Source organism: Streptomyces sp. SGAir0957, from assembly GCF_043523415.1.
The window spans coordinates 7,258,529-7,284,614 of the sequence record NZ_CP027293.1; the positions used below are offsets into that span (position 1 = coordinate 7,258,529).

Consider the following 26,086-nt stretch of genomic DNA (forward strand, 5'->3'; position numbering starts at 1 on the left):
CAGCTTCCCTGGCGTCTTCCCTGGAGTGTGAGGAGGGGCTCTTGCTCACTTGCGCAGCCGTACTTCGAAGGCGTCCCGCAGTCCGTCGCCGATGAAGTTGAACGCGGCGACGACGAGGACGATCGCGATGCCCGGCGGGAAGATGAGCCACCAGTAGCCGTTCTGCGTGTAGGTGATGCCGGCGGACAGCATCGAGCCCCAGTCGGCGGACGGCGGCGGGATGGACAGGCCGAGGAAGGCGAGATAGCTGACGTAGAGGATGGCGTCGGCGATCTGGAACGTGCAGTTGACGATGACGGTGCCGATCGCGTTCGGCACGATGTGCTTGAAGACGGCGCGGGCACCGCTGCCGCCCATCATCCGCATCGCCTGCACGTACTCCCGGTTGCGCAGGGACAGCGCCTCGCCGCGCACCAGACGGGCGGGGGAGAGCCAGGCGACGCCCGCGATGATGAGGACGAGGACGCCCTTGCTGGGCGTGATGATCGCGGCGACGACGACGAGCAGGAACATCGCCGGGATGGCGAGCGCCGCGTCCGTGACGCGCATCATCGCGGCGTCGACCCAGCCGCCGAAGTACCCGGCGACGGCCCCGTACACGGTGCCGAAGAGCGTGGCGAGGAGGCCCGCCGCGAGGCCGATCTCCAGGGAGGTCTGCCCGGCGACCATCAGCCGGCCGACCATGTCGTAGCCGAGGTCGGTGGTGCCGAGGAGATGTCCCGCGCTGCCCGGAGCGAGGTTGGCCTGCGAGAGGTCCGTGTGCACCTGCTCGGTGGAGTGCACGAGCGGGCCGAGGTAGCAGAAGGCGAGCAGCAGCACGAGCAGCACGACGCCGGTCAGGGCCACCTTGTTGCCGGTGAAGACGCGCAGGGTGCGGCGGGCGAGGGAGGGGGTGGCCTGCGCGGCCTCCTCGTGGCCCGGTATCTGAGATGTCACAGCGGTCGTCATGCCACGCTCCGGATCCGGGGGTCGAGGACGGCGTACAGGATGTCGGTGAGCAGCGAGCCGAGGACGGTCGCGATGCCGACGACGAGGGTCACGCCGAGCAGCACGGGGAAGTCCGAGCCTTGCGCGGCGTTCCAGAACAGGAGCCCCATGCCGGGGTAGTTGAACATCGACTCGACGACGAGCGCGCCGCTGAACAAGGTCGGCAGATACAGGCCGAGCAGGGTGGCGAGCGGGATGAGCGCGTTGCGCAGGACGTGCCTGACCATGATCCGGCGGCTCGACTGGCCCTTGGCCATGGCGGTGCGCACGTATTCCTCGGTGAGGTTGTCGAGGACCGCCGAGCGCATGTAGCGGCTGAACATGGCGATGATGCCGAACGCCATGGTCACGACGGGCAGGACGAGCCCGGTGAAGTCGCCGAGGAGCTGGCCGATCGTCTCGCCCTGCGGCGCCTCCGCCGGGAAGACCGGCAGCACCTGCGCGAACACGATGATCATGATGAGGCCGAGGAAGAACACGGGCGTCGCGTACAGCAGGAAGGCGAGGCCGGTGAGCGCGTAGTCGGACGCCTTGCCGCGTCGCACCGCCTGGAGCAGGCCGAGCGGGACCGCGATGACGACCGCGAGGACCGTCGAGAGGACGGTCAGGAGCAGCGTCTTCGGCAGGCGCTGCTTCAGCAGGTCGAAGACGGGCGAGTTCAGCTTGTACGACTCGCCGAGGTCGCCGGTGAACAGCCGCTTGAGATACATGAAGTACTGCTGCGGCAGCGAACGGTCGTAGCCCTGCGCGTGGTTGAAGTGCTCGATCTGCTGCGGGGTGCCCTTCGGGCCGAGGATCGCGCGGGCCGGGCCGCCCGGCAGCAGGTGCAGCAGGGTGAAGACGATGAGCGAGACGAGGAACAGGACGACGAGCGCCTGGAGGAAACGCTTGACCAGAAAGCCGGTCACTTCGCGGCCCCCTTCTTGACGTTCTTGACGTAGTACCAGTGCTGCGGCGCGAACGTGACCGTCGGGTTCTGCTCGACGCCCCGCAGGTCGTTGCGGATGACGGAGACCTGGTAGGCGGGGTTCGGCAGCCACATCACCGGAAGCTGCTCGGCGAGGTACTCGCCGTACTCATGGACGGCTGTCATGTCCGGTGCGTACTGCACGGCCCGGATGAGCCGGTCGGCCTTCTTGTCGCTGTAGTTGCCGAAGTTGGCGGAGGCGCCGGTCGAGAAGAGCTGCTCGCCGCTCGGGTTGAGCGGGTAGTACCAGCTGCCCGCGGTGCCGAAGAAGGACATGTCCCAGTCGCAGCCGGAGTCCTTCGCCTTGCAGGGCACGGAGTTGCCGAGGACGGAGTTGAGCGGCTGCTGGCGCACGGTCAGGTCGATGCCCGCCTTGCTCAGCGAGGACTTCAGCTCCTGCATCGTGTTCGTCGTCTCGGTCGAGCCCGACTGGGAGAGCAGGGTCAGCTCCAGCGGATCGTTCTTGTCGATCCCCTTGCCGCACTCGGTGTCACCGGTGCCGGGGCGCACGCAACGCGCGACACCGTCGACCGTCTTCCAGCCATGGTCCTTGAGCAGCGCCTCGGCCTTGGCGACGGAGAACGGGTACTGGTTGTGCTCCATCTCCTTGGACAGGTACTGGCTCTTCGGCGTGACCGGTACGGGACCGAGGGTCGGCGTCGCGCTGCCCTGCCAGATGACCTTGCTCATCGCGTTCTGGTCGACGAGGTGCTGCATGGCCTGGCGGATGTAGAGCTGGTCCATCGCGGGGCCCGCGTGCGTGGAGTTGAAGTTGTAGACGATGTAGGTGGCCGCCCAGCCCTCCCACGGGTCGACGCGGTACCCCTTGTCCTCGAACTTCTCCTTCTGCGCCATCACCGACGGCGGGATGTAGCCGTAGTCGACGCCGCCGGAGCGCAGCACGTTGTACTCGGAGTCGGCGGTGGTGAACGGCTTGAAGACCACCTTGTCCAGGTGCGGACGCTCGGACGCGGGACCGGTGTACTTCTCGTTCGGGACGATCGTCACCTGGCCGGTGTCGCGCCAGCCCGCGAGCTTCCAGGGCCCGTTGACGGTCTTCCACAGCGGGTCGCTGCCGTACGAGCCCAGGCTCTTCGCGTGCCGGGTGAGCCGGGCGAAGACGGCCTTGGCGCCCTTCGCCGTCCGGTCGTGGTCGCCGATCTGCCCGCCGTCCTCGGTGGCGTCCCAGGCGTGCTGCGGCATCGCGCGCATCAAGGTGAGCTGGTTGGCGGTGAACCAGTCCGGGTTGTAGGCGCGGTCCAGGCGCATCCGCACCGTGTGGTCGTCGACGACCTCGAACTTCTTCACGTTGTCGGGCATCGTGCCGACCGAGTAGCTGCCCCAGTCGGCTTTGTTCGCCTTGACGAGGTTGAACCAGAACTCCAGGTCGCGAGCGGTCACCGGGGTCCCGTCGGACCAGGTGACGCCCTTGCGCAGCGGCACGGTGACCGTCGTGTTGCCGTCGCTGTACGTGGGCTTCAGGCCGAGCGTGCTCGGTCCCGTGGTGGTCAGCTCGCCCTTCTCCTGCACCGCGTCGTAGACCGGCATGTACAGAAGTGTCTGGATTCCGTAGTTGTAGGAGGCGCCGTAGCCGGGCGCGCCGATCGGGAAGATCCAGTTGGGTGTGGCCGCGGGCGGCAGCGCCATCGTGGCCGTGCCGCCCTCGACGGGGGTGCCCCCTGTGGGGCCCATCGCGATCCGGCCGCCCTCGTGCGTGCAGCCGGTGAGCGCCACCAGTGCCGCCGCGAGGGCGAGCGCGGCGGACGCCTTTGACCTGGGGGAACGCATGCCGAAGGGCCTCCAAGGGGAGAGAGCCTGCTCCGTGCCACGGATCGACGGAGGGGCGCCCGAAACCTAAGTCGGCCGTTCGAATCAAGTCAATAGGTTCATTCGGAAAGTACCTCGGATCCGGGGGAGGCCTGGTCAACTTGGTTCGACTCTGGTTAATGTTCGGTGCGTCATCGAACTAACAGGTCGAACTAACAAGTCGAACTACACGTCGAACTACTCAACGAAGCACCAGAGCTACGGGGGCGGCATGGCCGACACAGCGCACGGCGGCGAGCCGGGTTCGGCGCAGCACATACTCGGGCTCGTCTCCTCCGGCGCCGCCTCCTCTCGGGCCGATCTCGTACGGGAGCTGGGCCTCGCCCCGTCCACGGTGTCGCTGCGCGTGCAGGAGCTGGTCTCGGCCGGGGTCCTCACCGAGTCCGGCGAGGGCGCCTCGCGCGGCGGGCGCCGGCCCCGGCTGCTCCGCGTCAAGACGCAGGGCGGCGTCGCCCTCGCCGCCGACCTCGGCAGCCATCACGCCCGGCTCGGCGCGGTCGACCTCGGCGGCACCGTCCACGACGCCGTCGACCTGCCGCACGACATCACGGCGGGCCCGGACTCCGCCGTCGACTGGCTGTGCGCGCAGGTGGCCCGGATCGCCGCGGCCCAGCGCGAGGCGGGTCGGACGGTACGGGCGCTCGGCGTGGCCTTCCCCGGGCCCGTCGACCCCGCCGACGGACGGGTCCTGAGCCCTTCGCGGATGCCGGGCTGGCACCGTTTCCCGCTGCGCAAGGTCCTCGCGGAGCGGCTCGGCATGCCCGTCACCGTCGCCAACGACGCCACGATGATGGCCGTCGGGGAGCACCGCACGACCCGGCCGGACCTGGACCACATGGTCGTCGTCAAGGCGGGCCGGGGCATCGGCAGCGGCATCGTCGTCGCGGGCCGCCCGCACGACGGCGCGACCGGCAGCGCCGGGGACATCAGCCACGTACGCGTGGAGGCGGCGGGGGAGCGGCCGTGCAGCTGCGGCAACATCGGCTGCCTGGAGACCGTCGCCAGCGGAGCCGCCCTGATCCGCGAACTCGCCGCCCAGGGCGTCGAGGTGGCCGACACGAACGAACTCCTGCGGCTCGTCGCCGACGGCGACCCGCTCGCCACCACTCTCGTGCGCACGGCGGGCCGCCACATCGGCACCGTCCTGTCGGTCGTCGTGAACTTCTTCAACCCGCAGGCCGTCGCCATCGGCGGCGTCCTCGCCACCGCCGAGCCGCTGGTCGCCGCCGTCCGCGGCGTCCTCTACGAGCGCTGCCTGCCGCTCGCCACCTCCGACCTGGAGATCACGACCACGACGGCGGGGCCCGACGCCGGCCTGCTCGGCGCGGGCCTGACGGCGCTGCACCAGAACCTGTCGACGGCCCCGGCCGCGGCACAGCCCCCCGTACCCCAGGACGCACCCCAGGAAGAGAGCGCCCCCGCATGACCGGCACCACCCCCGCACCCGCCCGCCGCCTGCGCATCGGCATCGGCGGCATCGGCATCGAGTCCTCCACGTTCTGCCCGCACCGCTCGACCACCGAGGACTTCCGGCAGACCCGCGGCCAGGCGCTGCTCGACCGCTACACGTGGACGCGGGCCGACAGCGACCTCGCCGATCTGGTCGAGTGGGTGCCGCTGCTTCACGCGACCTCGCTGCCCGGCGGCCCGGTGGAGGCCGAGTCGTACCTGATCCTCAAGAACGAACTGGTCACGCGGATACGGGAGGCGGGCCCGCTCGACGGCCTGGTCTACGACATCCACGGCGCGATGAGCGTCATCGGCCTCACCGACGCCGAGGGCGACCTGACCGAGGCCGTCCGCGCCGCGCTCGACCATGTCGGCACCCCCGACGGCGGCCGCCCCATGATCTCCACCGCCATGGACCTGCACGGCAATGTCTCGCGCCGGTTCGCCGAACCGATCGACCTGCTCACCGCCCACCGCCTCGCCCCGCACGAGGACGCCTGGGAGACCCGCGAGCGCGCCGCCCGCAACCTCGTGCGCTGTCTGCGCGAGGGCGTCCGCCCGCACCGTGCCTGGGTCCAGGTCCCGGTGCTCCTGCCCGGCGAGAAGACCAGCACCCGCCTGGAGCCCGCCAAGTCGCTCTACGCCTCGCTCGCCGACATCGAGAAGAAGGACGGCATCCTCGACGCCGCGATGTGGGTCGGCTACGCCTGGGCCGACGAGCCGCGCTGCAAGGCCGCCATCGTCGTCACCGGCGAGGACGCCGAACTCGCTGCCCGCGAGGCCGAGTCGCTGGCGCGGCGCTACTGGGACGCCCGCAAGGACTTCGTCTTCGTCGGCCCGACCGGCAGCGCGCAGGAGTGCGTCGAGAGGGCCGTGGCCTCCGACAAGCGCCCGTTCCTCATCAGCGACTCCGGCGACAACCCGACGGCGGGCGGCGCGGGCGACCTCGCGTACATGCTGGGCAAGCTCCTGGCGAACGACGCGATCCGCAGCGGCGAGGTGACGGCCGTCCACCCGGGCATCACCGACCCGGCCGCCGTCGCCGCCTGCTTCGCCGCCGGGGTCGGCGCCGAGGTCACGCTCTCCGTCGGCGGCAAGGTCGACGCGGGCCACGGCGGCCCGTACGAACTCACCGGCACCGTCGAGGCGTTGCAGTGCGCCGCCGACCACGCGTACCCGGCGGCGGGCGGCGCCTACGACCGCGGCGTCGACATGGCGGCCGTCCGCGTCGGCGGCCTCACCGTGATCCTCGTCGAGCGCCGCAAGCCGTTCCACACGCTCGCCGACTTCCTGGGCCCGGCCGACGGCGGGCTCGGCATCGACCCGCGCCGTTACGACCTCGTCGTCGTCAAGATCGGCTACCTGGAGCCCGAGCTGTACGACATGGCCGCCGACTGGCTGCTCGCGCTCACCCCCGGCGGCGTCGACCAGGATCTGCTGCGCCTGGGACACCACCGGGTGGAGCGCCCGCTGTACCCCTTCGACGAGAACGCCTTCGAGGACGGGACCGGGCCCGACCTCACCCCCGTCCTGCTCTAGGCCCCGCGCGGAACGCCCCTGGTGTCTCCCCGGCCCGCAGCCGGAAGAACTTGGTGAAGTCGCTCGCGTCGGCGAAGCCGAGCCGCGCCGCCACCTCCCGGGCCGGAAGGCCGCTGTGCCACAGCAGCCGCTTCGCCTCCAGGAGGACCCGGTCGTCGACGTACTGCTTCGCCGTGCGGCCCGTCGCGGCGAGCGCCGCCCTCCTGAGGGTGCGCGGGCTGTAGCCGAGCGCCGCCGCGTAGTCCTCCACCCGCCGGGTCACGGCGTGGTCGCGTTCGACGGCGGCGTGGAAGCGGCGGAACGTGCCGGACACCGCCGCCGCGTCCGCCGCCGGCTCCCGCACGGCCGCCAGGCGCACGAGCAGGACGGAGAGCAGGGCGCGAACCACCTCGGTGTGCGCGTCCAGGGGGAGTGCGGCCATCGCCCCGTACTCGTGGCGCAGATGGTCCAGGGCGCGCGCCACCGCCTCGGCGTCGGCGCCCTCCGGCATCAGCGGGCGCTGCTCGTACGGCGGGTCCATGTGCGCGGCCGAGACCGTCGCGGGCGGCAGGAAGCCCGCCTGGAACAGGACGATCACCCCGTCCGCCGCCGCCAGGTCCGAGCCGAACCGCTGCACCTGACCCGGCCGGATCCACAGCCACGCCCCGGGCCGCAGCTCCCGCTCGACGAAGTCGACCCACATCCGCACCGGCCGCCCGCGGGCGCCGATCAGCTGGTGGAAGGCGGGGCGCGAGGGGACGTACGGGTCGTTGCCGTGCCGCCGCGCCCGCTCGTACAGGTCCGCGAGTTCCATCACCTCGACCCCGGCGGGCGCGCCGACGGTCGGCGTGTACGCGAGGTCCCTGACGCCCGCGCCACCCGTAGCGGCTGCTTTCTGTCCGTTTTTCCCCATGGCGAGTCCCGAGCGTACCGCTCCCCGCATCACCCTGCCGCCTAGCGTGAAAGCACAGGTCAGCGACGTGTGAGGAGAGATCTGTGCGATTGGTCGTCGGCATGACGGGAGCGACGGGCGCACCGTTCGGTGTCCGGCTCCTGGAGAATCTGCGCGAGCTGCCGGACGTGGAGACCCACCTCGTCCTCTCCCGCTGGGCGCGCACGACGATCGAGCTGGAGACCGGCCGGTCCGTGGCCGAGGTCTCGGCGCTCGCGGACGTCACACACCACCCCGACGACCAGGGCGCCACGATCTCCTCCGGCTCGTTCCGCACCGACGGCATGGTCATCGTGCCGTGCTCCATGAAGACCCTCGCGGGCATCAGGACCGGCTACGCCGAAGGGCTCGTGGCGCGCGCCGCCGACGTGGTCCTCAAGGAGCGCCGCAAGCTCGTCCTCGTCCCGCGCGAGACGCCGCTGAACGAGATCCACCTCCAGAACATGCTGGAACTCGCCCGTATGGGCGTGCAGTTGGTGCCGCCCATGCCCGCCTTCTACAACCACCCGAAGAGCGTCGACGACATCGTCGACCACGTCACGGCCCGCATCCTCGACCAGTTCGAGCTGCCCGCGCCCGCCGCCCGCCGCTGGGCGGGCATGCGCGCCGCCCGCACGGACCGCGACGCCGCCTGAACCCCCCACCGCACAAGGGAATTCGCCCCATGGCATACGACGACCTGCGCAGCTTCCTCGCCACCCTGGAGAAGGAAGGTCAACTCCTGCGCATCACCGACGAGGTGCTGCCCGAGCCCGATCTCGCGGCCGCCGCCAACGCGACGGGCCGCATCGGCGAGAACGCCCCCGCCCTGTACTTCGACCACGTCAAGGGCTTCACCGACGCCCGCATCGCCCTCAACGTGCACGGCTCCTGGGCCAACCACGCGCTCGCCCTCGGCCTGCCCCGCAACACCCCGGTCAAGGAGCAGGTCGAGGAGTTCGCCCGGCGCTGGGACGCCTTCCCCGTCGCGCCCGAGCGCCGCGAGGACGCGCCCTGGCGCGAGAACACCCAGGAGGGCGCGGACGTCGACCTCTTCTCCGTCCTCCCGCTCTTCCGCCTCAACGACGGCGACGGCGGCTTCTACCTCGACAAGGCCGCCGTCGTCTCCCGCGACCCCGAGGCCCCGGACGACTTCGGCAAGCAGAACGTCGGCACCTACCGCATCCAGGTCATCGGCAAGGACCGCCTCGCCTTCCAGCCCGTCCCCATGCACGACGTGGCGCAGCACCTGCGCAAGGCCGAGGAGGTCGGCGAGGACCTGCCCATCGCGATCACCCTCGGCAACGACCCCGTCATGGCGATCGTCGCCGGGATGCCGATGGCGTACGACCAGAGCGAGTACGAGATGGCCGGCGCGCTGCGCGGGGCGCCCGCCCCGATCGCCACCGCGCCGCTCACCGGCTTCGACGTGCCGTGGGGCAGCGAGGTCGTCGTCGAGGGGTACATCGAGTCACGTACGCGGCAGATCGAGGGCCCGTTCGGCGAGTTCACCGGGCACTACTCGGGCGGGCGCCGGATGCCCGTCATCCGCGTCGAGCGCGTCTCGTACCGCACGAACCCGGTCTTCGAGTCGCTCTACCTCGGTATGCCGTGGACCGAGGTCGACTATCTGGTCGGCCCCAACACCTGCGTCCCGCTGCTCAAGCAGCTGCGCGCGGAGTTCCCCGAGGTCCAGGCGGTCAACGCCATGTACACGCACGGCCTGATGGTCGTGATCTCGACGGCCAAGCGGTACGGGGGGTTCGCCAAGGCGGTCGGCATGAGGGCGATGACGACACCGCACGGGCTCGGCTACGTCGCCCAGGTCATCGTCGTCGACGAGGACGTGGACCCGTTCAATCTGCCGCAGGTCATGTGGGCGATGTCCGCGAAGGTCAACCCCAAGGACGACGTCGTGGTCATCCCGAACCTCTCGGTCCTCGAACTCGCGCCCGCCGCCCAGCCCGCGGGGATCACCAGCAAGATGATCATCGACGCGACGACGCCGGTCGCCCCCGACATCCGCGGCAACTTCTCCACCCCGGCCAAGGACCTGCCCGAGACCGCCGAGTGGGCGGCCCGGCTGCAGCGCATGATCGCGGCCCGCCACTGAAATCCGTCCGGACTCCAGCTCAAGAGAGGTCAACTCCCATGCAGAATCAGCACCTTGAGTGCCCCCGCTGCGCCTTCGAGGCGGTCAGCCTGCTCGCCTCCTCGCCCGTCCCCGGTGTCTGGGACGTGCTCCAGTGCGAGCGCTGTCTCTACACCTGGCGCACCACCGAGCCCGCCCGGCGCACCCGGCGCGACGCCTACCCGGACCTGTTCAAGCTGACCGCCGCCGACCTCGACAACGCGATCGAGGTCCCGGCGATACCGCCGTTGCGGGCCGCCTGAGGCGACGGCCCGCACCGGCCGGCTCCACGGCTCAGACCGACCGGTGGTACTGGTCCGGCACGTGCACGTCGGCGCCCAGCTCGCGCGCCGCGTGGCGCGCGAAGGACGGGTCGCGCAGCAGCTCGCGGCCGATGAGCACGGCGTCGGCCTCACCGTTGGCGAGGATCTTCTCGGCCTGCTCGGCGTTGTCGATCAGGCCGACGGCGGCGGCGGGCACCCCGGCCTCGTTGCGGACGCGCGCCGCGAACGGGACCTGATAGCCGGGCCCGACGGGGATACGGACGCCCGCGGCGTTGCCGCCCGTCGACACGTCGACGAGGTCCACGCCGCGGGCCTTCAGCTCGGCGCTGAGGCGCACGGTCTCGTCGGCGGTCCAGCCCTCCTCGCCCTCCAGCCAGTCGGTCGCGGAGATACGGAAGAAGAGGGGCAGCCCGTCGGGCCACACGGCGCGCACCGCGTCGGTGACCTCGAGCGCGAAGCGGACGCGGTTCTCGTGCGAGCCGCCGTACGCGTCGGTGCGCTTGTTGCTGTGCGGGGAGAGGAACTGGCCGATGAGGTAGCCGTGGGCGCCGTGGATCTCGGCGACCTCGAACCCGGCGTCCAGCGCCCGGCGCGCCGCGTCCGCGAACTGCGCGACGATCTCGGCGATGCCCTCAGCGGTCAGCTCGGCCGGCACCGGGTGCTTGTCGTCGAACGGCACCGGGCTCGGCGCCACGGTCTGCCAGCCGTGCTCCTCGGGACCGACGGGCGCGCCGCCCTTCCAGGGCCGGTCGGTGGAGGCCTTGCGCCCCGCGTGGTTGAGCTGGATCCCGGGCACGGTGTTCTGCGACTTCAGGAACGAGGTGATCCGGCGGAACGCGTCCACCTGCTCGTCGTTCCAGATGCCCAGGTCGTAGGGGGAGATCCGGCCCTCGGGGCTGATACCGGTCGACTCGACGATGATCAGGCCGGTGCCGCCGGCCGCGCGGGCGCCGTAGTGCTGGAAGTGCCAGTCGTTCGGGGCGCCGGTCAGCGGGCCCTCGGGGGCGGCGCTGTACTGGCACATCGGCGGCATCCACACGCGGTTCGGGACGGTCAGCGATCGCAGGGTGTACGGCTCGAACAGCGCGCTCACGGCGGACTCCATTCGGACGGATCGGGAACTCTTCCCTAGTACGATAGGCACCGTAGTACGGTAGCTGTCAAACTACGAGGGAACTCGTACAATGGGCGCCATGACGACCGCCGCGCCGCACGCAGCGCCCTCCACCGGCAGCCGGGCCCTCGCGCACCCCGACCGGAGCGAGATCCGGCTCGAAGCCGTGCTGCACGCGCTCTCCGACCCGATGCGCCTCTCGGTCGTGCGCGAGATGGCCTCCGCGCAGGGGGAGGACTCCCCGGGCCTGTCCTGTTCCCACTTCGACCTGCCCGTCACCAAGTCCACGTCGACGCACCACTTCCGCGTGCTGCGCGAGAGCGGCGTGATCGAACAGGTCTACCGCGGCACGGCCAAACTGAACGGCCTGCGCCGCGCCGACCTGGACGCGCTCTTCCCCGGCCTGCTCGACAGCGTCCTGGCCGCGGCGCACCAGCAGGCGGAGCGGTTGGGGGAGGAGCCCTCGGACCGGCTCTGAGAGTCCTGGGGCGTGTGGCGATCCAGGCGTCCCGCGCCCTAGGCGTCCCGCGCCGCGCTCAGCAGCCCCGCCCAGTCGGCGATCTTGACGGAGTTGCGTCCCAGGGAGCGCCCGAGCGCCGCCTCCGCGCGCTCGATGGACTGCCAGCCGGTCCACTCCACGGGCTCCGCCCCGGCGGTGATCAGCCCGGCCAGCGGGTCCCCCGTCACCCGCTCCGGGCCGGTGAGCGCGGCGAGGTCGGCCGTCAGCGAGGCCACCGTCTCCTTCGCGCAGGGCCGGTTCGTGCCGATGACGCCGGTCGGGCCGCGCTTGATCCACCCCGCGACGTACTCGCCGGGCGAGACGCGCCCGCCGCGCAGGACCCGGCCCGCCTCCTGCGGCACCGTCCCGCGCGCCGCGTCGAACGGCAGCCCTTCGAGCGGCACCCCGCGGTAGCCGACGGAGCGCAGCACCAGCTCGGCCCCGATCTCCTCGTACCGGCCGGTGCCGGCCACGCCGCCGAGCCCGTCCGGGCGGGTCCGTTCGAAGCGGACCGAGGCGACCCGGCCGCCGCCCCCGACGATCTCGGCGGGCCGCAGGAAGAACCGCAGATGGATCCGGCGGGCGGCGCCCCGGCGCGGCGACCCGGCCCAGCCGCGCAGCACCTCGACGTTGCGGCGGACGGCGGAGGGCAGCTCGCCCGGGTCGAGGTAACCCGGATCGAGCGCCAACTCGGCCTCGTCCACGACGACTTCGGCGTCGGCGAGCCCGCCCAGCTCCCGCAGCTCCTTCGTGGTGAAACGGGCCTGCGACGGGCCGCGCCGGCCCACCATGTACACGTCCCGCACCCCGCTCGCGGCCAGCGCCCCGAGCGCCGCCTCCGGCATGTCCGTGGGCCTCAGCTCGGCGGCGCCCCGGGCGAGGATGCGGACCACGTCCACCGCGACGTTCCCGACGCCGATCGCGACGGCCGTGCGCACGCCCCGGACGAAACCGGCGTCGCGGGCGTCCGGATGCGCGCTGTACCAGGCCACGAAGTCCGTCGCCGAGCAGCTGCCCGGCAGGTCCTCGCCGGGTACTCCGAGCCGCCGGTCGGCCGCCGCGCCGACGCAGTACACGACCGCGTCGTACAGCCGCAGGAGCTTCACGGGCGGCAGCGCGGGGCCCACCTCGACGCCGCCGAGGAAGCGGACGCGCTCGTCCTGGAGCACCGTCCGGAGCGTGCCCTGCAGCGACTTGATCTTCTCGTGGTCGGGCGCGACACCGTACCTGACCAGGCCGTACGGGCACGGCAGCCGGTCGAGCACGTCGACCCGGACGTCGGGGACGCGGGCCTGCTGCACGAGACTCTGGGCGGTGTAGACCCCGCTCGGCCCGGAACCGACCACGGCGATGTACGGCACGGGCGCTCCTTCCGCAGGTGCGCTGCTTCTTCACAGCATGGCACCGGCGGAGGCGTCTGGGGAGGCTGCGGCGCCGCCCGCCCCGCGGGAGCGGTACGGGTTCAGGACATGTCGCGCATCCGGCTGATCTCCGTCGTCTGCTGGGCGATCACGTCGTCCGCCATCTCCTCGATCTGCACGTCGTTGCCCTCGCTCTTCACCTCGGTGGCCATGGTGACCGCCCCCTGGTGGTGCGTGATCATCAACTTCAGGAAGAGCGCGTCGAACGCCTTGCCGTGCGCGGCCCGCAACGTCTTCAGCTGTGCCTCGCTCGCCATCCCCGGCATGACGTCGTGCCCCGCGTGCCCCGGCGGGGTCTCCTCACGGCCGTGCTGTTTCAGCCACCCGCGCATCGTCTCGACCTCCGGCCCCTGCGCGGCGGAGATCCGCTCGGCCAGGCGCTTGAGGGCCTCCGACCGCGCCTGGCCGGGTGCGAGCTCCGTCATCTCCAGGGCCTGCCGGTGATGGTGGATCATCAGCTGCGCGTAGCGGACGTCGGCCGAGTTGGGCCCGTCGTCCCCGCGGCGCTCCTCCGCGTCCCGCGCGGACAGCGTCTCCGCGGCCTCGCCCGGCTTGCCCGGCGCGATGACCGAAGGCCCGGTGTCCGTGGGGGACTTGGCGCGATCCGCGTCGCCGGAGCCCCCCGAGTCGCACGCGGTCAACCCCAGCGCGAGCGCCGCGAGCAGCGCGGGAGCGGCAACTTTCATGACGAGCTTGTTGCCATCTGTTGATCTGTGCATGAGGAAGACGATACTCGGGGGATCCGTGAACCGTTCACGTATCGCTGACGCTCGCGTCAGTCGTCGTCAGCACCGTCAGTCAGGGAGACAACAGTGACCCTGTTGCAGGACTCCACCCGAACGCGTCGCAGACGCCTCGGAGTTGCCACCGCAGCCGCCGGACTCCTCACGGCTCTGCTGGCCGCGGGCCCGGTGTCGGCCACCCCCGACCCGGGCGACCGCACCGCCGCGCCGAAGGGCGTCTCGCAGAGCGCCGAGAACGAGGCGCGCGCGGCGATCGCCGCCGGAGAGATACCCGGCAAGGACGAGATCGTCCACTCCGGGAACATCGAGCACCTCACCAACATCCCCAAGGACGTGCTCCCGGGCACCAACAGCGACCTCGCCTTCCAGGGCAAGTACGCCTTCGCCGGGAACTACGACGGCTTCCGCATCTTCGACATCAGCAACCCGAAGGCGCCCAGGACCGTCTCGCAGGTCCTGTGCCCGGGTGCGCAGAACGACATCTCCGTCTCCGGGAACCTGCTGTTCCTGTCCACGGACAGCTCCCGCAGCGACAACTCCTGCGCCTCCACCACCCAGCCCGCGACCGAGAAGTCGTCGTGGGAGGGGATGAAGGTCTTCGACATCAGCGACAAGCGGAACCCGAAGTACGTCGCCGCCGTCGAGACCGCGTGCGGCTCTCACACGCACACCCTGGTGCCGAAGAAGAAGGACGTCTACCTCTACGTCTCCTCCTACTCGCCGAGCGCGTCGTTCCCCGACTGCCAGCCGCCGCACGACGGCATCTCCGTCATCAAGGTGCCGCGCAAGGCCCCGCAGAAGGCGGCCCTCGTCAACTTCCCCGTCCTGTTCCCCGGTGAGGGCCCGGACGGCGGCGGCAACCCCGGCGGTCCCACCAACCCCGGCGTCTCCAAGACCACCGGCTGCCACGACATCACCGTCCTTCCCTCCGAGGACCTGGCCGCCGGCGCCTGCATGGGTGACGGCATCCTGTTCTCCATCAAGGACCCCGAGCGCCCGAAGGTCATCGACCAGGTCCAGGACAACGTGAACTTCGCGTTCTGGCACTCGGCGACCTTCAACCAGAAGGCGAACAAGGTCGTCTTCACCGACGAGCTGGGCGGCGGCGGCGCGGCCACCTGCAACGCCGCGATCGGCCCGAACCGCGGCGCGGACGGCATCTACGACATCGTCGGCAAGGGCGACAAGCGCAAGCTCGTCTTCCGCGGCTACTTCAAGATCCCGCGCCACCAGGCCGACACCGAGAACTGCGTCGCGCACAACGGCTCGCTGATCCCGGTCAAGGGCAAGGACATCATGGTCCAGGCGTGGTACCAGGGCGGCGTCTCCGTCTGGGACTTCACCGACTCGGACAGGCCGAAGGAGATCGGCTACTTCGAGCGCGGCCCGGTCAGCACCGACACGCTGTCCCTCGGCGGCTCGTGGTCGGCGTACTACTACAACGGATACATCTACTCCAACGACATCCAGAAGGGCTTCGACGTCCTGAAGCTCAGTGACAAGCGAACGGATCCGGCCAAGCGGGTGCGCGTGGACGAGCTCAACGTCCAGACGCAGCCGGACTACTTCGACTGAGACCCCGAAGGGCCTCCGGTGCTCCCGGCAGGGCTGAGCCGCTCGAAGTAGCGGGAGAAATCGGCGGCCCCGCCATGGACCGGGTTCCCGCCGGGCGACGCGTCATCCCCGTCGCCCGGCGGGAACCCCCGCTCCCACGCCAGGTCGTAGCGGGCGAACAGCTCGGCGCGCAGCGCCCTCAGCGGCATCGGCACACCCGGCACGAGCATCGCGAACACCGCGCCCATCAGGACGGCGCGCAGCATCGGGTAGTCCCGGTCGACGTCGAGCGCGCCGTGGCGCACCACGGTGTCGCGCAGCAGCATCGCGAGCCGCTGCTGCTCGGGGCACTGCACGAACCCCTCGGCCTGCAGGATGCCCGCCATGTGCGTACGCATCAGGACCGGTTGGTCCCGGGCGAGACCCAGGATCGCGTCGATGGCGCGCGCGAGGCGCTCGTCCCCGTCCTGCGTCCGCGGCTCGCTCTCCAGCGCCTCCTCCAGGCTGCGGTGCATCAGACGGTGCACGGCGGACTGGAGCAACTGCCGTTTGCCGGGGAAGTAGTACGAGACCAGACCGCGTGCCGAACCGGCGCGGTCCGCGATGGCGCCGAGGGTCGTCGCGTCGTATCCGCGCTCCCCGACGAGCTCCAACGTCGCCTGCAGGAGCCGCTCGCGCGAACGTCGGCGCAACTCCTCATTGACCGATGCGCTGCGGGGGGACATCCTTGACTCCTGCGTTGACTGGCTCCGAGCCAACTATACTCAGCGCGTCCCGGCCACCGGCCCGACGGGTGCGGTGCGCACAGGGAAGCGGCCGTATTCGGGCGACGCGGGGGATCGTCCGAATACGGCCGCGTCATATCCGCTCGCCGGTCTCCGGACGGTGTCGGCGCCGCCCGGGGGCCGGTGCCCCATGTCACCCCACGCGCTCGTCGCCGACCAGGCCGAGCACCGGGCGCAGCCCGTCCGGCCGCTCCGCCGCCGGCAGATGGTCCACGAAGTGCACCGCGCAGCCGAGGGCCGCCGCGCCGGCGTCCGCGTGCCGGTCGTCGCCGACCATCAGGGTGGCGCTCGGCGCGACACCGAGCGCCTCGCAGGCCGCCTCGAAGAGGCGCGGGTCCGGCTTCGTCACGCCGTGGCGGTACGACAGGACGTAGGTGTCCACGTAGGCGTCGAGCCCGTGCTCGACGAAGACGGGGCGCGGGTCCCAGCCGATGTTGCTGACGACGCCGACCGGGATCCCGCGCTCGCGCAACTCCGCGAGGACGTCGTGCGCGTCGGGGTAGGGGTGCCAGGCCGCCGGGCGCATGTGGCGGTCGTACAGGACGTCGTAGAGCCGGTCGTCGGGGAGCGGGACCTCGCGGGCCAGGCCCGTGTAGGCGGCGCGGTGGCGGGTGGCGTCCACGTCACGGACCGCCATCAGCTCGGCGAGGTGGCCGGGGACGGTGACGTGCGCCGTACTGCCTCCCGGGAGCGCACCGGCCTCGTGCAGTCCCTGGGCGGCGCGGGTGAAGGCGGGCTCCGGCAGCGTCAGTCCGAGCTCGTCCAGGCCCCCGCGGAGCCAGGCCGCGGCGGACTCGATCCGGAAGAGCGTCCCCGAGAAGTCGAAGAGCACGGCTTTGATCGTCATGCGCCCGATCCTGCTCGGCGGGCAAGTACGCGGTCAAGACGGACTGTTCGGACCAGGTCCGGTCCCGGTCCCGGCTCCGGTCCTGGTCCCGGTCCCGGCTCCGGTCCTGGCCCCGCGGTACTTCCCGTACGCGGCCGTGGACGCGGCCACCGTCAGCGCCCCGAGCAGCCAGCCGCCGAGCACGTCCGAGGGCCAGTGCACCCCGAGCCAGAGCCGGGTGAGGCCCACGCCGAGCACCGACACCACCGCGACGGCGAGGGCGGCGCCCCACAGGGCGGGCCCGGCCCCGTACCGGCGGAGCAGCCACAGGGCGAGCCCGCACACGACCGTCGCCGTCATCGCGTGCCCGGACGGGAACGCCGCGAAGTGCGCCGAGTCGACCGGGTCGGGCCACACCGGGCGCGGCCGGTCGACGGCCGCCTTGAGCGCCTGCTGGACGAGCGAGCCGAGCGCGCACGTCACGATGAGCCACGCCCCGAGCACCCGGTCGCGCAGCCGCCACACCACGAGCCCGGCGAGCACCGCGCAGCCCGCCCGCATCGTCCACGGGTCCCAGACCCAGTCGGACAGGACGCGGTGGGCGCGGGTGAGGCCCGGCTCGGCGACGGCGCCGCGATGCAGCGTCCGCACGATGTCCGCGTCCAGGCCCATCAGCGGGGACCAGCGCACCGCCACGAGGGCGAGCAGCAGGGCGCACGCCAGGGCGAGCGCCGCCGTCAGCGGGGCGGACGGCCGGGGAGGTGAGTCGAGTCGCGCCGGGTACATATACCTGATCCTGACCCGACTTCGGCGGCGCACACTATCCCAACGCGCGCAATCCCGGCACGAACGTCACAAGGAGCGGGACCAGCGGGACGAGCGCCGCCACGGCGGTGAGCCGCAGCCGGTGCGCGGGGGACAGCCGGGACGGCGGCGTGAGCAGCCGGTGCACGCGCTGCGGGACGTGCGTGTGCGGCGTCGGACAGGGCCCGAAGACGCCCCGGTCCTCGTTCAGCTCCACCAGGGCGAGCGCGATGGTGAGCCGCCCGAACCGGCGCGAGGCCACGTCGTCGGCTGCCAGCTCGACCAGCCGGTGCATCTCGTCCCGGAACGCGGCGAACACCGGCACCTGCGGAAACCCGCCCGCGAGCGCGCCCGAGCAGTGCAGCAGCCAGTCGTGGCGCCACCGCGCGTGCCCGATCTCGTGCGCGAGCACCGCGTCCAGCTGATGCCCCTTCAGACGACGCAACGCCGCGGTGGTGATGACCAGTTGAGGCGTCGGACCCGGCAGCCACCACGCGTCGGGCCGCTCGGCCTCCAGGACCACGAGCCGGTCCGATCCGGGCTCCTCACCGGGCAACAAGGGCGCGCGTACGAGGAGTTCGCTCCGCCGCTGCCTGCGCCGGACCCGCGCCCGGCGCACCTCGCGCACCAGCATCGCGGCCGTCCAGGCACCGCCGAGCGCGAGCGCCACGGCGACGGTAGCCGCCCACGGCCCGGTGGTGCGCAGCGCGTAGGCGTCCACGACCGCGTGCGGCGCGGGGGCGAACAGATGGCCGCGCACGGCCTGCCAGGCGGCGGCCGCGCTCAGCGTCATCGACAGCGCGCAGCACAGCAGTACGGCCGCGACCACGCACTGCCACGCCCACAGCGCGACGATCGGCTCCCGCTCGGGCCAGTCGGCGCGCGCGAGCATGCGCGGGGCGACGACAGCGAGAAGGGTGCCGAGCAGCAACAGCGCTACGGGGACCGTCATGGCCGTCAGCCTATGTAGCGGGGCGCGCGCCGGGGTATGGCTCAGCGCCGCAAGTGACGCACGACACGGCGCGAGGCGCGGCTCACATCGTCAGGAGCATCGCCAGCATGCCGATCCCCATGGACAGACGGCAGGCCCGCGCCAGCTCCGGCCGGTCGCCCCAGGCCGCGCCGGCCGGGACCCCGGACGCGGCCGGAACCAGCCGTGCGCCCGCCCACAGGACGTACACCGCGAAGTACACGAGGAGCAGTGCGGTGAGCGCCGGGGTCCCCGCCGAACCGCCGTGGTGCGCGTGCCCCGCCGGGCGCCCGGCCATCTCCACCGCCATGTACGCCATCGCCAGCGTCCCCACCAGGTGGTGCAGATGGTGCCCGCCGCGCCGCGCCGACCACAGGGCGGGCAGCGCGGCGGCGCCGAACACCACCGCGTACAGCAGCCACGCCCAGGTGGGCGGCGCGAGGACCGCGGCAGGGACCGCCATCAGCGCCATCCCGAACCCCATCAGGGCCTCGCCGCCGGCCGTGCGGCGCTGGTCCTCGACCCTGCTGCGCATACGCAGCAGGCAGTACGCGCCGGTCGCCGCGCACAACGCGACGAGCAGCCAGGCGGCCGACATCGGTCCGTGCACCCCGCATCCCCCTCTGTTCGGTGGCTGTGGGGGAGATGCCCGTGCACGCGGGCGCGTAAGGCGGCGCAGGGAGGCACGCGCGTATCTTTTACGAGTAAAACACCTGTTAAGGTTTGAGGTATGCGCAGCACACCCCCCTCAGCCCCGAGGACCGTCACCGCCCGCCGACTCCCGCTCGCGGGGGTGCTGCGTCCGAACCGGCCCTCGGACATCTGGTTCAAACCGGCCACGAGCGTCGTCGCCTCCGCCGCGCTGCCGAATCTGACCCTGCTCGCCCTCGGCCGCCTCGACCTGATGATGTACACGATGGCCGGCAGCTTCTGCGCCCTGTACGGGCACAACCTGCCCTACGCGGCCCGCGCCCGCGCCCTCGCCGGGGTCGTGCTCGGGATGTGGCTGAGCGTCGCCGTCGCCCTCGTCGCGGCGTCGTTCCTCTCCTCGGCCGCCGCGCTCGTCGCCATCGGCGCGCTGCTCGCCGCCGCGCAGAAGACGCTCTGCGACGCCACCCGGATCGGCCCGCCCGGCCACCTGATCTTCACGTTCATCAGTTCGGCGTCCCTGTTCGCACCGCAGAGCATCGGCCAGGTGCCGGGCCACCTCGCACTGACCCTCGGCGCGGGCGCCGTCGCCTGGGTCGTCGGCATGGCGCCCGTCCTCGTCCGCCCGCACGGCCCCGAGCGGCGGGCCACCGCACGCGCCCTCAACGCGGCGGCCGCCTACGCCGAGCGCCCCGAGCACGCCCCCGCGCGCGGCGCCGCGGCCGCCGCCGTGCACGCCGCCTGGCAGTCGCTGCTCGCCACCGGGGCGCGCAGCGCCTCCCGGCGCGCCCTGGAGCGGCTCGTCGTGCGCGCGGAGGTCGCCATCGCCGCGCCCGGTGACACCGACGCGGCCCAGCTGCGCGCCTGGGCCGCAGGACTGCGCGGCACCGGCGCCGTACCCCGCCCCGCCCGCGTCGCCGGAATGGACGACGAACTCCTCGGCGTCGAGGCCGAGCTGGTCGGGGGCGGCTCCCCGTCCCTGTGGCGGCGCATCGGCCCGGGATCACCGCTGCTCCCGGTCGCCCTGCGCACCTTCGTCGGCTGCGCGCTCGCCGGGTACGCCTCGCTCGCCCTCGGCATCGGCCGCCCGTACTGGGCCCTGGTCACCGCCGCCTCGCTCTACCAGGCCAACACCACCCTGACCTGGAACCGCGGTGTCCAGCGCGTCGTCGGCAACCTCGCGGGCGTCCTCGTCTTCGCCGCCGTCGTCCCCCTCGCGCACCTCGCGCCGCTCGCCCTGGTGCTGTGCTGCATGGCGTTCAGCTTCGGCGCCGAGGCGCTCATCACCCGCAACTACTGGCTCGGCAGCCTCTGCGTGACACCGATGGCGCTGCTGGTCACCGAGTTCGCCCGGTTCCAGGAGCCCGCCGAGCTGATCACCGACCGCATCGTGGACACCCTGGTCGGAGCGGTGCTCGGGGTCGTCGCCGCCGTCATCGTGACCAACCGGCGCGCGGGCGACCACATCGAGCAGGCCCTCGCGCGCGTCGACACCGCCCGCGAGAACGCGGAGGGCACCCTCGCCTCGGCCGACCCCGGGCCCGCCGCCCTGGAGACGGCCCGCCGCGCACTGGTCGCCGCCCTGGTCGAACTGCGTACCGCCACCGACACCGCGGCGGGGGAGTGGTGGCAGCGGGCGCTGCCCGAGGAGCGGGTGGTCGCCGCCGAACGCGGCGGACACCGTACGCTCGCGGCGACGGTCCGCCGCCAGGCCCCGGGCCTCGCGGAGCCCGTCGTCGGCAACACTGGTGACATCGTCGACGACACTGGTGACACGGCGGGCGACCCGAGCGGCGCCCGCCGTTGAAGCCCTAGCGGAAGGTCCCGGCAGCGAGCATGAGCACGAGAGCCGAGTCGGCGGCAGCGCGGCCGCCCGACACCGTGTCGTCGGTCGTCCGGCAGTGGCAGGCCGTACGCCCCGACGTCGACACCGCGCCGATGGAGATCATCGGCCGCATCAACCGGTGCGCCGCACTGCTCCAGCAGGCCGAGGACGCGCCGCTGCGCCACGCCGGGCTGACCCGGCCCGAGTTCGACCTGCTCGGCACCCTGCGCCGCACCGGGCGCGAACTCACCCCCGGCGATCTGGCACGGGAGACGTTCTCCTCGGGCGCGGCCGTCACCAAGCGCCTCAAGCAGCTCCAGGAGCGCGGCCTCGTCGCCCGGCGCGGCGACACCCGCGACCGGCGGGTGTCGCACCTCAGCCTCACGGAAGAGGGCCGCGCCCTGGTCGACGAGATCCTGCCGCGGCAGCTCGCCTACGAGGCGACGGTCCTCGCCGGTCTCGACGGCGGCCGCGACAGCGACCTCAGCGCCCTCCTCGGCGAACTGCTGTCCCAGCTGGAGGGCCGCCTGGGCGGCCCCCGAGTCTAGGGCAGGTCCAGGGCTGGTCTAGGGCGTGGTTCCCGTCAGGAGTTGGCGGCCAGGTTGATCGGCAGCTCCGGCTTCTCCGGCGCCATCGACCGGCCGTCCGCCTCCGCCGCCATCATCTGGTGGATCTCCTCCGGCGTCAGGTACGCGTCCGTCATCTCGAAGTCCTTGAGCGTGGCGGGCCGGTTGCGCTGGAAGCCGGTGCGGACGAAGTCGTCGCCCGCGAGCGCGTTCAGACCCCAGTTCGCCGCCGTGCGGAAACGGGCCGTGACCGTGCGCAGCGCGCCCAGGTGGTAGCCGCGGGCCACGATCTGCGCGGGCAGGCCGGTGAGCTGCACGCCCATCGGCTTCGACACGGCCTGGACACCGCCCAGGTCGACGACGAGCCCGAGGTCCTTGTGGCGGTACGGCGTCAGCGGCGTCCCACGCACGGCCGCGAGCACATTGCGGGCCGCCGCCCAGCCCTGCCGCATCGCGTGCTGCGCGGTCGGCGGGCAGATCGCGTCGCCGCCCTTGACCAGGTCCGGCACGGCCGCGGCGTCGCCGAGCGCGAAGACCCCGTCGAGGCCCGGGACCGTCAGCTCGGGCGTGACCACGAGGCGGCCCTTGTTCGTCTCCGCGCCCAGCGTGGCGACCAGCGGGCTCGGCGCGACGCCCGCCGTCCAGATCAGGGTGTGGCAGGGCAGCTCGCGCCCGTCGGTGAACGTCACCCGGTCCTCGGTGACCTTGGCCACCGACACCCCGAGCGAGACCAGGACGCCCCGCTTCTTCATGATCTCCATCGCCTTGTCGCCGAGGCGCGGGCCCAGCTCCGGCATCAGCTTCGGGGCCACGTCGATCAGGTGCCACTTGATCAGGTGCGGGTCGAGGCCGGGGTAGCGCTTCACCGCCGCCGTGGTCAGGCGCTGCAGATAGGCCGCCGTCTCGGTCCCGGCGTAACCGCCGCCCACCACCACGAACTGCAGCCGCGCCTCCCGCTCGGCCGGGTCCGTGCTGGCCGCCGCGAGGTCGAGCTGCGAGATGACGTGGTCGCGGATCCAGGCCGCCTCGGCGAGCGTCTTGACGCCGACGGCGTGCTCGTCGATCCCGGGGATGTCGAACTGCCGGGTCACACTGCCGGGCGTGAGCACCAGGTGGTCGTAGCGCTCGATGGTGCACTCACCGTTGATCTTCCGGACGATGACGGCCTTCGCCTTCGGGTCCACGCCGATGGCGCCGCCCGGGATGATCGAGGTGCGCCGCAGCATCCGGCGCAGCGGCACGGCGACCGACTGCGGAGTCAGCACACCGGACGCCACATGGGGCAGCAGCGGCAGATACAGCTGATGGTCCATGGGGCTGATGAGCTTCAGCACCGCCTCCCCGGGCTTCAGCTCCTTCTCCAGCTTGTGGGCGCACTCCATCCCGGCGAACCCACCGCCGATGATCAGAATCCGGGGCACGGTCGAGGTACGGGGAGCGGTCATGATCGGATCTCTCCTGGGCTGGACGGTGGACGGACAGGCGAGGAGCGTTGCCCCGGTCATGTATCCGGATCGACGCCGCCGAATCCCCTGACTCCTCGCCATCGTCCGACGCGCCCCGCGTCACCGCACGTCAGCGGGCACGTCAGAGGGACGGCCTGGACCGGATCGGGTGATCCTCGGGGACCTCCACCACACAGATGCGGGTGCCGTCCGGATCGGAGATCCACATCTCGCGCAGCCCCCACGGCTCGGTACGCGGCTCCCGCAGCACCGGCACCTCCCGCGCCACCAGCTCCTCGTGCGCCGCGTCCACGTCCGCCACCTGGAGCCACAACTGCAGGCCGGGTGGCACGGGCGGCTCCGAGCGCCCCGCGACCTCCAGGAAACCGCCGCCGAGGAAGTACACCGTGCCCCGCTCGGGCCCGGTGCCGAACTCGCGGTACACAGCGAGCCCGAGCGCCTCCCCGTAGAACGCGCGGGACCGCTCGGGGTCGGCCGGCCTGATGAGAACCCTGCTGCTCAGTACGTGCACCATGACGACGGAGAGTACTGCGACCGGGTTAACCTCGACGGCGCCGACAGGCCCGTACACCGCAGCAGATCCCGTACCCCGCACCAGATCCCGTACCCCGCAGCAGATTCGGAGAGCCGCCCATGACCGCCGCCCCGCACCCCGCCACCGACGGCCTGAGCTTCCGCGAGGCCACCGAGGCCGACGTCGACGCGCTCGTCGCGCTCATCGAGTCGGCCTACCGCGGGGACGACAGCCGGGCCGGCTGGACGACGGAGGCGGACATCCTGGAGGGCCGGCGCACCGATCCGCAGGGCGTGCGCGATGTGGTCCACCACGCTGACAGCCGCCTGCTGACTGTCGAGCGCGACGGCGCGATCGTCGCCTGCTGCCAGCTGGAACACCGCGGCGACCACGCCTACTTCGGCATGTTCGCCGTCAGCCCCGCCCTCCAGGGCGCCGGGCTCGGCAAGGTGATCATCGCGGAGGCGGAGCGCACGGCGCGCGAGACGTGGGGCGTGCGCGAGATGCACATGACGGTGATCTCCGTGCGCGAGGAGCTGATCGCCTGGTACGAGCGGCGCGGCTACCGCCGTACGGGAAAGATGAGCCCCTTCCCGTACGGCGACGAGCGCTTCGGCATCCCGCTCCGCGCGGACCTGGAGTTCGAGCTCCTGGTCAAGCCGCTCGGCTGAGGCTCACGCGGTGAAGCGGCCGGTGCGCTTGATCTCCGGGTAGTCGGTGGTCGCCCCGTCCAGGCCGAGCGCCCGGACGAGCCGCAGGTCGTCCTGGGTGTTCACGGTCCAGCCGATGATCCGCAGGTCGGCCTTGCGGGCGTGCTCCACGATCTCCTGGGTGAGGCGGCGGATGTTGAGGACCAGGGTGGTGGCGCCGACGGCGACCGCCCGCCGCACGACGTCGGTGCCGTAGCGGCTGGCGACGAGCGCCGTACGCACACCGGGCACGAGGCGCGCGATCTCCGCCACGGCCTCGTCGTGGAAGGAGATCACCTCGACGCGGTGCACGAGATCGCGGCGCAGCATGACCTCGGCGAGCGCGCGTGCGGCGGCCGTGTCCTTGATCTCCGCCTGCAACGGGGCGCTCACCGCGTCGAGCACCTCCTCGAACACCGGCACCCGCTCACCGCGCCCCGCGTCCAGGGTCCGCAGTTCGGCGAGGGTCTTCTCGGCGATGGGGCCCTTGCCGTCCGTGGTGCGGTCCACGTTGGCGTCGTGCATGACGACGAGAGCGCCGTCCTTGCTCAGATGCAGATCGAGCTCGATGACGTCGAGCCCGCCGCGCTCTGCGGCGACGAAGCTCCGCAGGGTGTTCTCGGGTTCGACGCCCATGGCTCCGCGATGCCCGATGGTGAGGAAGTTCAAGGTGGTCTCGCTTCCGTCGACAGCGGATCGGCTCCGGCCGAGCCTAACGGCCCGCCCGCACCGGGGTGCGGCTTCGCCGCGAGGGGGCGCGGCGGGTCCTGGGCGAACGGTTGGCCTCACTCGTTCGCGGGTCGGTGCGTCGCCGATTGACGATGGCTCCGATCGACGGGACCGATCGACGGCTCCGATCGACGGGACCGACGTGGGCGTCGGGTTCCGCGAGATCGACGGGTCCGGCTACCGGCGGTGCAGGCGCGCCGACAGGTGGTGCTGCAACGGCTGCCCCACCGCGGCCAGTTCGTGGGTGAACTCCAGGGTGTCGGCGCCGTTCAGGACGTAGCGGCGCGTCGTCGCCTCCACCTTCTTCGCCGTCGGCGTGAGCGCCACTCCGTCGGTCGCGAGGGCGACCGTGCCGTCGGCCACGCGGCCGACCGCGAGCTCCGCGATGCCGGTCGGCTGGGTGATCAGCGCCTCGACGCGGCCGTCCGGCTGCATCCGCCACCAGCCGCTCTCGCGCGCGGCGGGGCGCAGCGGCGCGTCGTCGTCGCCGAGCAGCCAGGCCCGCGCCTCGTAGCGCAGGAAGGGGCGGCCGTCGTGCGTGAAGGTGACCTCCTGCGCGTAGGCGAACTCCCCGTCGAGGGTCGGATACCCGCCGCGTCCGCGCCCGTGCCAGACCCCGAGCAGCCCGAGCACGGGCGTGAGCAGCGAATGCGGGCCGGGCGCCCCGTCGGGCCGGTCGCTGTCGGGGTACGGGTACGGGTACGGCGGCGCGGCGGCGTCGGACACGGGCGGGCTCCCAGGGGTGGTCGGGTGGTGACGGGCCACAGCCTAGGCCGGACGCCCGCGTTCCCGGACGGAGCTGCGCGGGCCGCTGTGGCAGGGGTCATCGTTTCAAACGG

General features: G+C 72.2%; 26 protein-coding genes. 10 read left to right on the forward strand and 16 right to left on the reverse strand.

The window, feature by feature from the left end:
• Positions 1-45: 45 nt before the first annotated feature.
• From C1N81_RS37735 to C1N81_RS37745, 3 genes are read right to left on the reverse strand one after another with little or no spacing between them, the layout of a single operon-like run.
• A complete protein-coding gene (locus C1N81_RS37735; protein ID WP_394435884.1) occupies positions 46-948 on the reverse strand; it encodes an ABC transporter permease in 903 nt (300 codons plus the stop codon).
• Positions 945-1,895, reverse strand: coding sequence for an ABC transporter permease (locus tag C1N81_RS37740; RefSeq protein WP_394435885.1), 951 nt, complete (start codon positions 1,893-1,895; stop codon positions 945-947). The genes C1N81_RS37735 and C1N81_RS37740 overlap by 4 nt, the downstream gene beginning before the upstream one ends.
• A complete protein-coding gene (locus tag C1N81_RS37745; RefSeq protein ID WP_394435886.1) occupies positions 1,892-3,742 on the reverse strand; it encodes a peptide ABC transporter substrate-binding protein in 1,851 nt (616 codons plus the stop codon). Before C1N81_RS37745 ends, C1N81_RS37740 begins: the two co-directional genes overlap by 4 nt.
• Positions 3,743-3,992: 250 nt before the next feature.
• Here C1N81_RS37745 and C1N81_RS37750 point away from each other — a divergent pair, with 250 nt between their 5' ends.
• Together C1N81_RS37750 and C1N81_RS37755 are read left to right on the forward strand one after the other, a co-directional pair.
• A complete protein-coding gene (locus tag C1N81_RS37750) occupies positions 3,993-5,207 on the forward strand; it encodes an ROK family transcriptional regulator (RefSeq protein ID WP_394435887.1) in 1,215 nt (404 codons plus the stop codon).
• Positions 5,204-6,769, forward strand: coding sequence for a M81 family metallopeptidase (locus tag C1N81_RS37755; protein WP_394435888.1), 1,566 nt, complete (start codon positions 5,204-5,206; stop codon positions 6,767-6,769). Before C1N81_RS37750 ends, C1N81_RS37755 begins: the two co-directional genes overlap by 4 nt.
• Here C1N81_RS37755 and C1N81_RS37760 read toward each other — a convergent pair.
• On the reverse strand, positions 6,750-7,661 hold the full coding sequence (locus C1N81_RS37760) for a helix-turn-helix domain-containing protein (RefSeq protein ID WP_394435889.1): 912 nt from the start codon (positions 7,659-7,661) through the stop codon (positions 6,750-6,752). The two genes, C1N81_RS37755 and C1N81_RS37760, sit on opposite strands and share 20 nt — an antisense overlap.
• Positions 7,662-7,744: 83 nt before the next feature.
• Here C1N81_RS37760 and C1N81_RS37765 point away from each other — a divergent pair, with 83 nt between their 5' ends.
• From C1N81_RS37765 to C1N81_RS37775, 3 genes are read left to right on the forward strand one after another with little or no spacing between them, the layout of a single operon-like run.
• Positions 7,745-8,335, forward strand: coding sequence for a non-oxidative hydroxyarylic acid decarboxylases subunit B (locus C1N81_RS37765; RefSeq protein ID WP_394435890.1), 591 nt, complete (start codon positions 7,745-7,747; stop codon positions 8,333-8,335).
• Between the two features lie 29 nt (positions 8,336-8,364).
• The gene (gene vdcC, locus C1N81_RS37770; RefSeq protein ID WP_394435891.1) at positions 8,365-9,792 is read left to right on the forward strand and encodes a non-oxidative vanillic acid decarboxylases subunit C; all 1,428 of its coding nucleotides are present in this window, start codon (positions 8,365-8,367) and stop codon (positions 9,790-9,792) included.
• A gap of 38 nt (positions 9,793-9,830) precedes the next feature.
• Positions 9,831-10,073, forward strand: coding sequence for a non-oxidative hydroxyarylic acid decarboxylases subunit D (locus C1N81_RS37775; RefSeq protein WP_394435892.1), 243 nt, complete (start codon positions 9,831-9,833; stop codon positions 10,071-10,073).
• 31 nt (positions 10,074-10,104) lie between these two features.
• Here C1N81_RS37775 and C1N81_RS37780 read toward each other — a convergent pair whose 3' ends face one another.
• Positions 10,105-11,187 carry an NADH:flavin oxidoreductase/NADH oxidase gene (locus C1N81_RS37780; RefSeq protein WP_394435893.1) on the reverse strand — a complete coding sequence of 361 codons (1,083 nt, stop codon included), beginning with the start codon at positions 11,185-11,187 and terminating at the stop codon, positions 10,105-10,107.
• Positions 11,188-11,287: 100 nt separating this feature from the next.
• Here C1N81_RS37780 and C1N81_RS37785 point away from each other — a divergent pair, with 100 nt between their 5' ends.
• A complete protein-coding gene (locus C1N81_RS37785) occupies positions 11,288-11,686 on the forward strand; it encodes an ArsR/SmtB family transcription factor (RefSeq protein ID WP_394435894.1) in 399 nt (132 codons plus the stop codon).
• A 38-nt stretch (positions 11,687-11,724) separates the two neighbouring features.
• On the opposite strand, the gene C1N81_RS37790 is transcribed toward C1N81_RS37785, so the two are convergent.
• Both C1N81_RS37790 and C1N81_RS37795 read right to left on the reverse strand, forming a co-directional pair.
• Complete coding sequence (locus C1N81_RS37790; RefSeq protein ID WP_394435895.1) at positions 11,725-13,068, reverse strand: ferredoxin--NADP reductase domain-containing protein; 1,344 nt, start codon at positions 13,066-13,068, stop codon at positions 11,725-11,727.
• Positions 13,069-13,169: 101 nt separating this feature from the next.
• Positions 13,170-13,847, reverse strand: coding sequence for a DUF305 domain-containing protein (locus C1N81_RS37795; RefSeq protein WP_394435896.1), 678 nt, complete (start codon positions 13,845-13,847; stop codon positions 13,170-13,172).
• Between the two features lie 93 nt (positions 13,848-13,940).
• Here C1N81_RS37795 and C1N81_RS37800 point away from each other — a divergent pair, with 93 nt between their 5' ends.
• The gene (locus tag C1N81_RS37800) at positions 13,941-15,446 is read left to right on the forward strand and encodes an LVIVD repeat-containing protein (protein ID WP_394435897.1); all 1,506 of its coding nucleotides are present in this window, start codon (positions 13,941-13,943) and stop codon (positions 15,444-15,446) included.
• Here C1N81_RS37800 and C1N81_RS37805 read toward each other — a convergent pair.
• From C1N81_RS37805 to C1N81_RS37825, 5 genes are all read right to left on the reverse strand, one after another.
• The gene (locus tag C1N81_RS37805) at positions 15,434-16,150 is read right to left on the reverse strand and encodes a TetR/AcrR family transcriptional regulator (protein WP_394435898.1); all 717 of its coding nucleotides are present in this window, start codon (positions 16,148-16,150) and stop codon (positions 15,434-15,436) included. The genes C1N81_RS37800 and C1N81_RS37805 overlap by 13 nt on opposite strands.
• A 193-nt stretch (positions 16,151-16,343) precedes the next feature.
• Positions 16,344-17,057 (reverse strand): HAD family hydrolase, encoded by a 714-nt coding sequence (locus C1N81_RS37810; RefSeq protein ID WP_394435899.1) that lies wholly within the window; start codon positions 17,055-17,057, stop codon positions 16,344-16,346.
• A gap of 33 nt (positions 17,058-17,090) precedes the next feature.
• A complete protein-coding gene (locus C1N81_RS37815) occupies positions 17,091-17,822 on the reverse strand; it encodes a phosphatase PAP2 family protein (protein ID WP_394435900.1) in 732 nt (243 codons plus the stop codon).
• Positions 17,823-17,856: 34 nt separating this feature from the next.
• Entirely contained in the window at positions 17,857-18,792 is a 936-nt protein-coding gene (locus C1N81_RS37820; RefSeq protein WP_394435901.1) for a M56 family metallopeptidase, read from the reverse strand.
• 82 nt (positions 18,793-18,874) lie between these two features.
• On the reverse strand, positions 18,875-19,420 hold the full coding sequence (locus tag C1N81_RS37825) for a DUF5134 domain-containing protein (RefSeq protein WP_394435902.1): 546 nt from the start codon (positions 19,418-19,420) through the stop codon (positions 18,875-18,877).
• 120 nt (positions 19,421-19,540) lie between these two features.
• Here C1N81_RS37825 and C1N81_RS37830 point away from each other — a divergent pair, with 120 nt between their 5' ends.
• Both C1N81_RS37830 and C1N81_RS37835 read left to right on the forward strand, forming a co-directional pair.
• Positions 19,541-21,265, forward strand: coding sequence for an FUSC family protein (locus C1N81_RS37830; protein WP_394435903.1), 1,725 nt, complete (start codon positions 19,541-19,543; stop codon positions 21,263-21,265).
• Positions 21,266-21,294: 29 nt separating this feature from the next.
• Positions 21,295-21,831 carry a MarR family winged helix-turn-helix transcriptional regulator gene (locus C1N81_RS37835; RefSeq protein ID WP_394435904.1) on the forward strand — a complete coding sequence of 179 codons (537 nt, stop codon included), beginning with the start codon at positions 21,295-21,297 and terminating at the stop codon, positions 21,829-21,831.
• Between the two features lie 35 nt (positions 21,832-21,866).
• Here the strand turns inward: C1N81_RS37835 and C1N81_RS37840 are convergent, their stop codons facing one another.
• Both C1N81_RS37840 and C1N81_RS37845 read right to left on the reverse strand, forming a co-directional pair.
• Complete coding sequence (locus tag C1N81_RS37840; protein ID WP_394435905.1) at positions 21,867-23,294, reverse strand: NAD(P)/FAD-dependent oxidoreductase; 1,428 nt, start codon at positions 23,292-23,294, stop codon at positions 21,867-21,869.
• Positions 23,295-23,436: 142 nt separating this feature from the next.
• Positions 23,437-23,829, reverse strand: a complete 393-nt coding sequence (locus tag C1N81_RS37845) for a VOC family protein (protein ID WP_394435906.1) — start codon at positions 23,827-23,829, stop codon at positions 23,437-23,439.
• A 119-nt stretch (positions 23,830-23,948) separates the two neighbouring features.
• Here C1N81_RS37845 and C1N81_RS37850 point away from each other — a divergent pair, with 119 nt between their 5' ends.
• Complete coding sequence (locus C1N81_RS37850) at positions 23,949-24,500, forward strand: GNAT family N-acetyltransferase (RefSeq protein ID WP_394435907.1); 552 nt, start codon at positions 23,949-23,951, stop codon at positions 24,498-24,500.
• Between the two features lie 3 nt (positions 24,501-24,503).
• Here C1N81_RS37850 and C1N81_RS37855 read toward each other — a convergent pair whose 3' ends face one another.
• Positions 24,504-25,187, reverse strand: coding sequence for a glycerophosphodiester phosphodiesterase (locus C1N81_RS37855; protein WP_394435908.1), 684 nt, complete (start codon positions 25,185-25,187; stop codon positions 24,504-24,506).
• A 237-nt stretch (positions 25,188-25,424) separates the two neighbouring features.
• Entirely contained in the window at positions 25,425-25,973 is a 549-nt protein-coding gene (locus tag C1N81_RS37860) for an FABP family protein (protein ID WP_394435909.1), read from the reverse strand.
• Positions 25,974-26,086 lie beyond the last annotated feature (113 nt).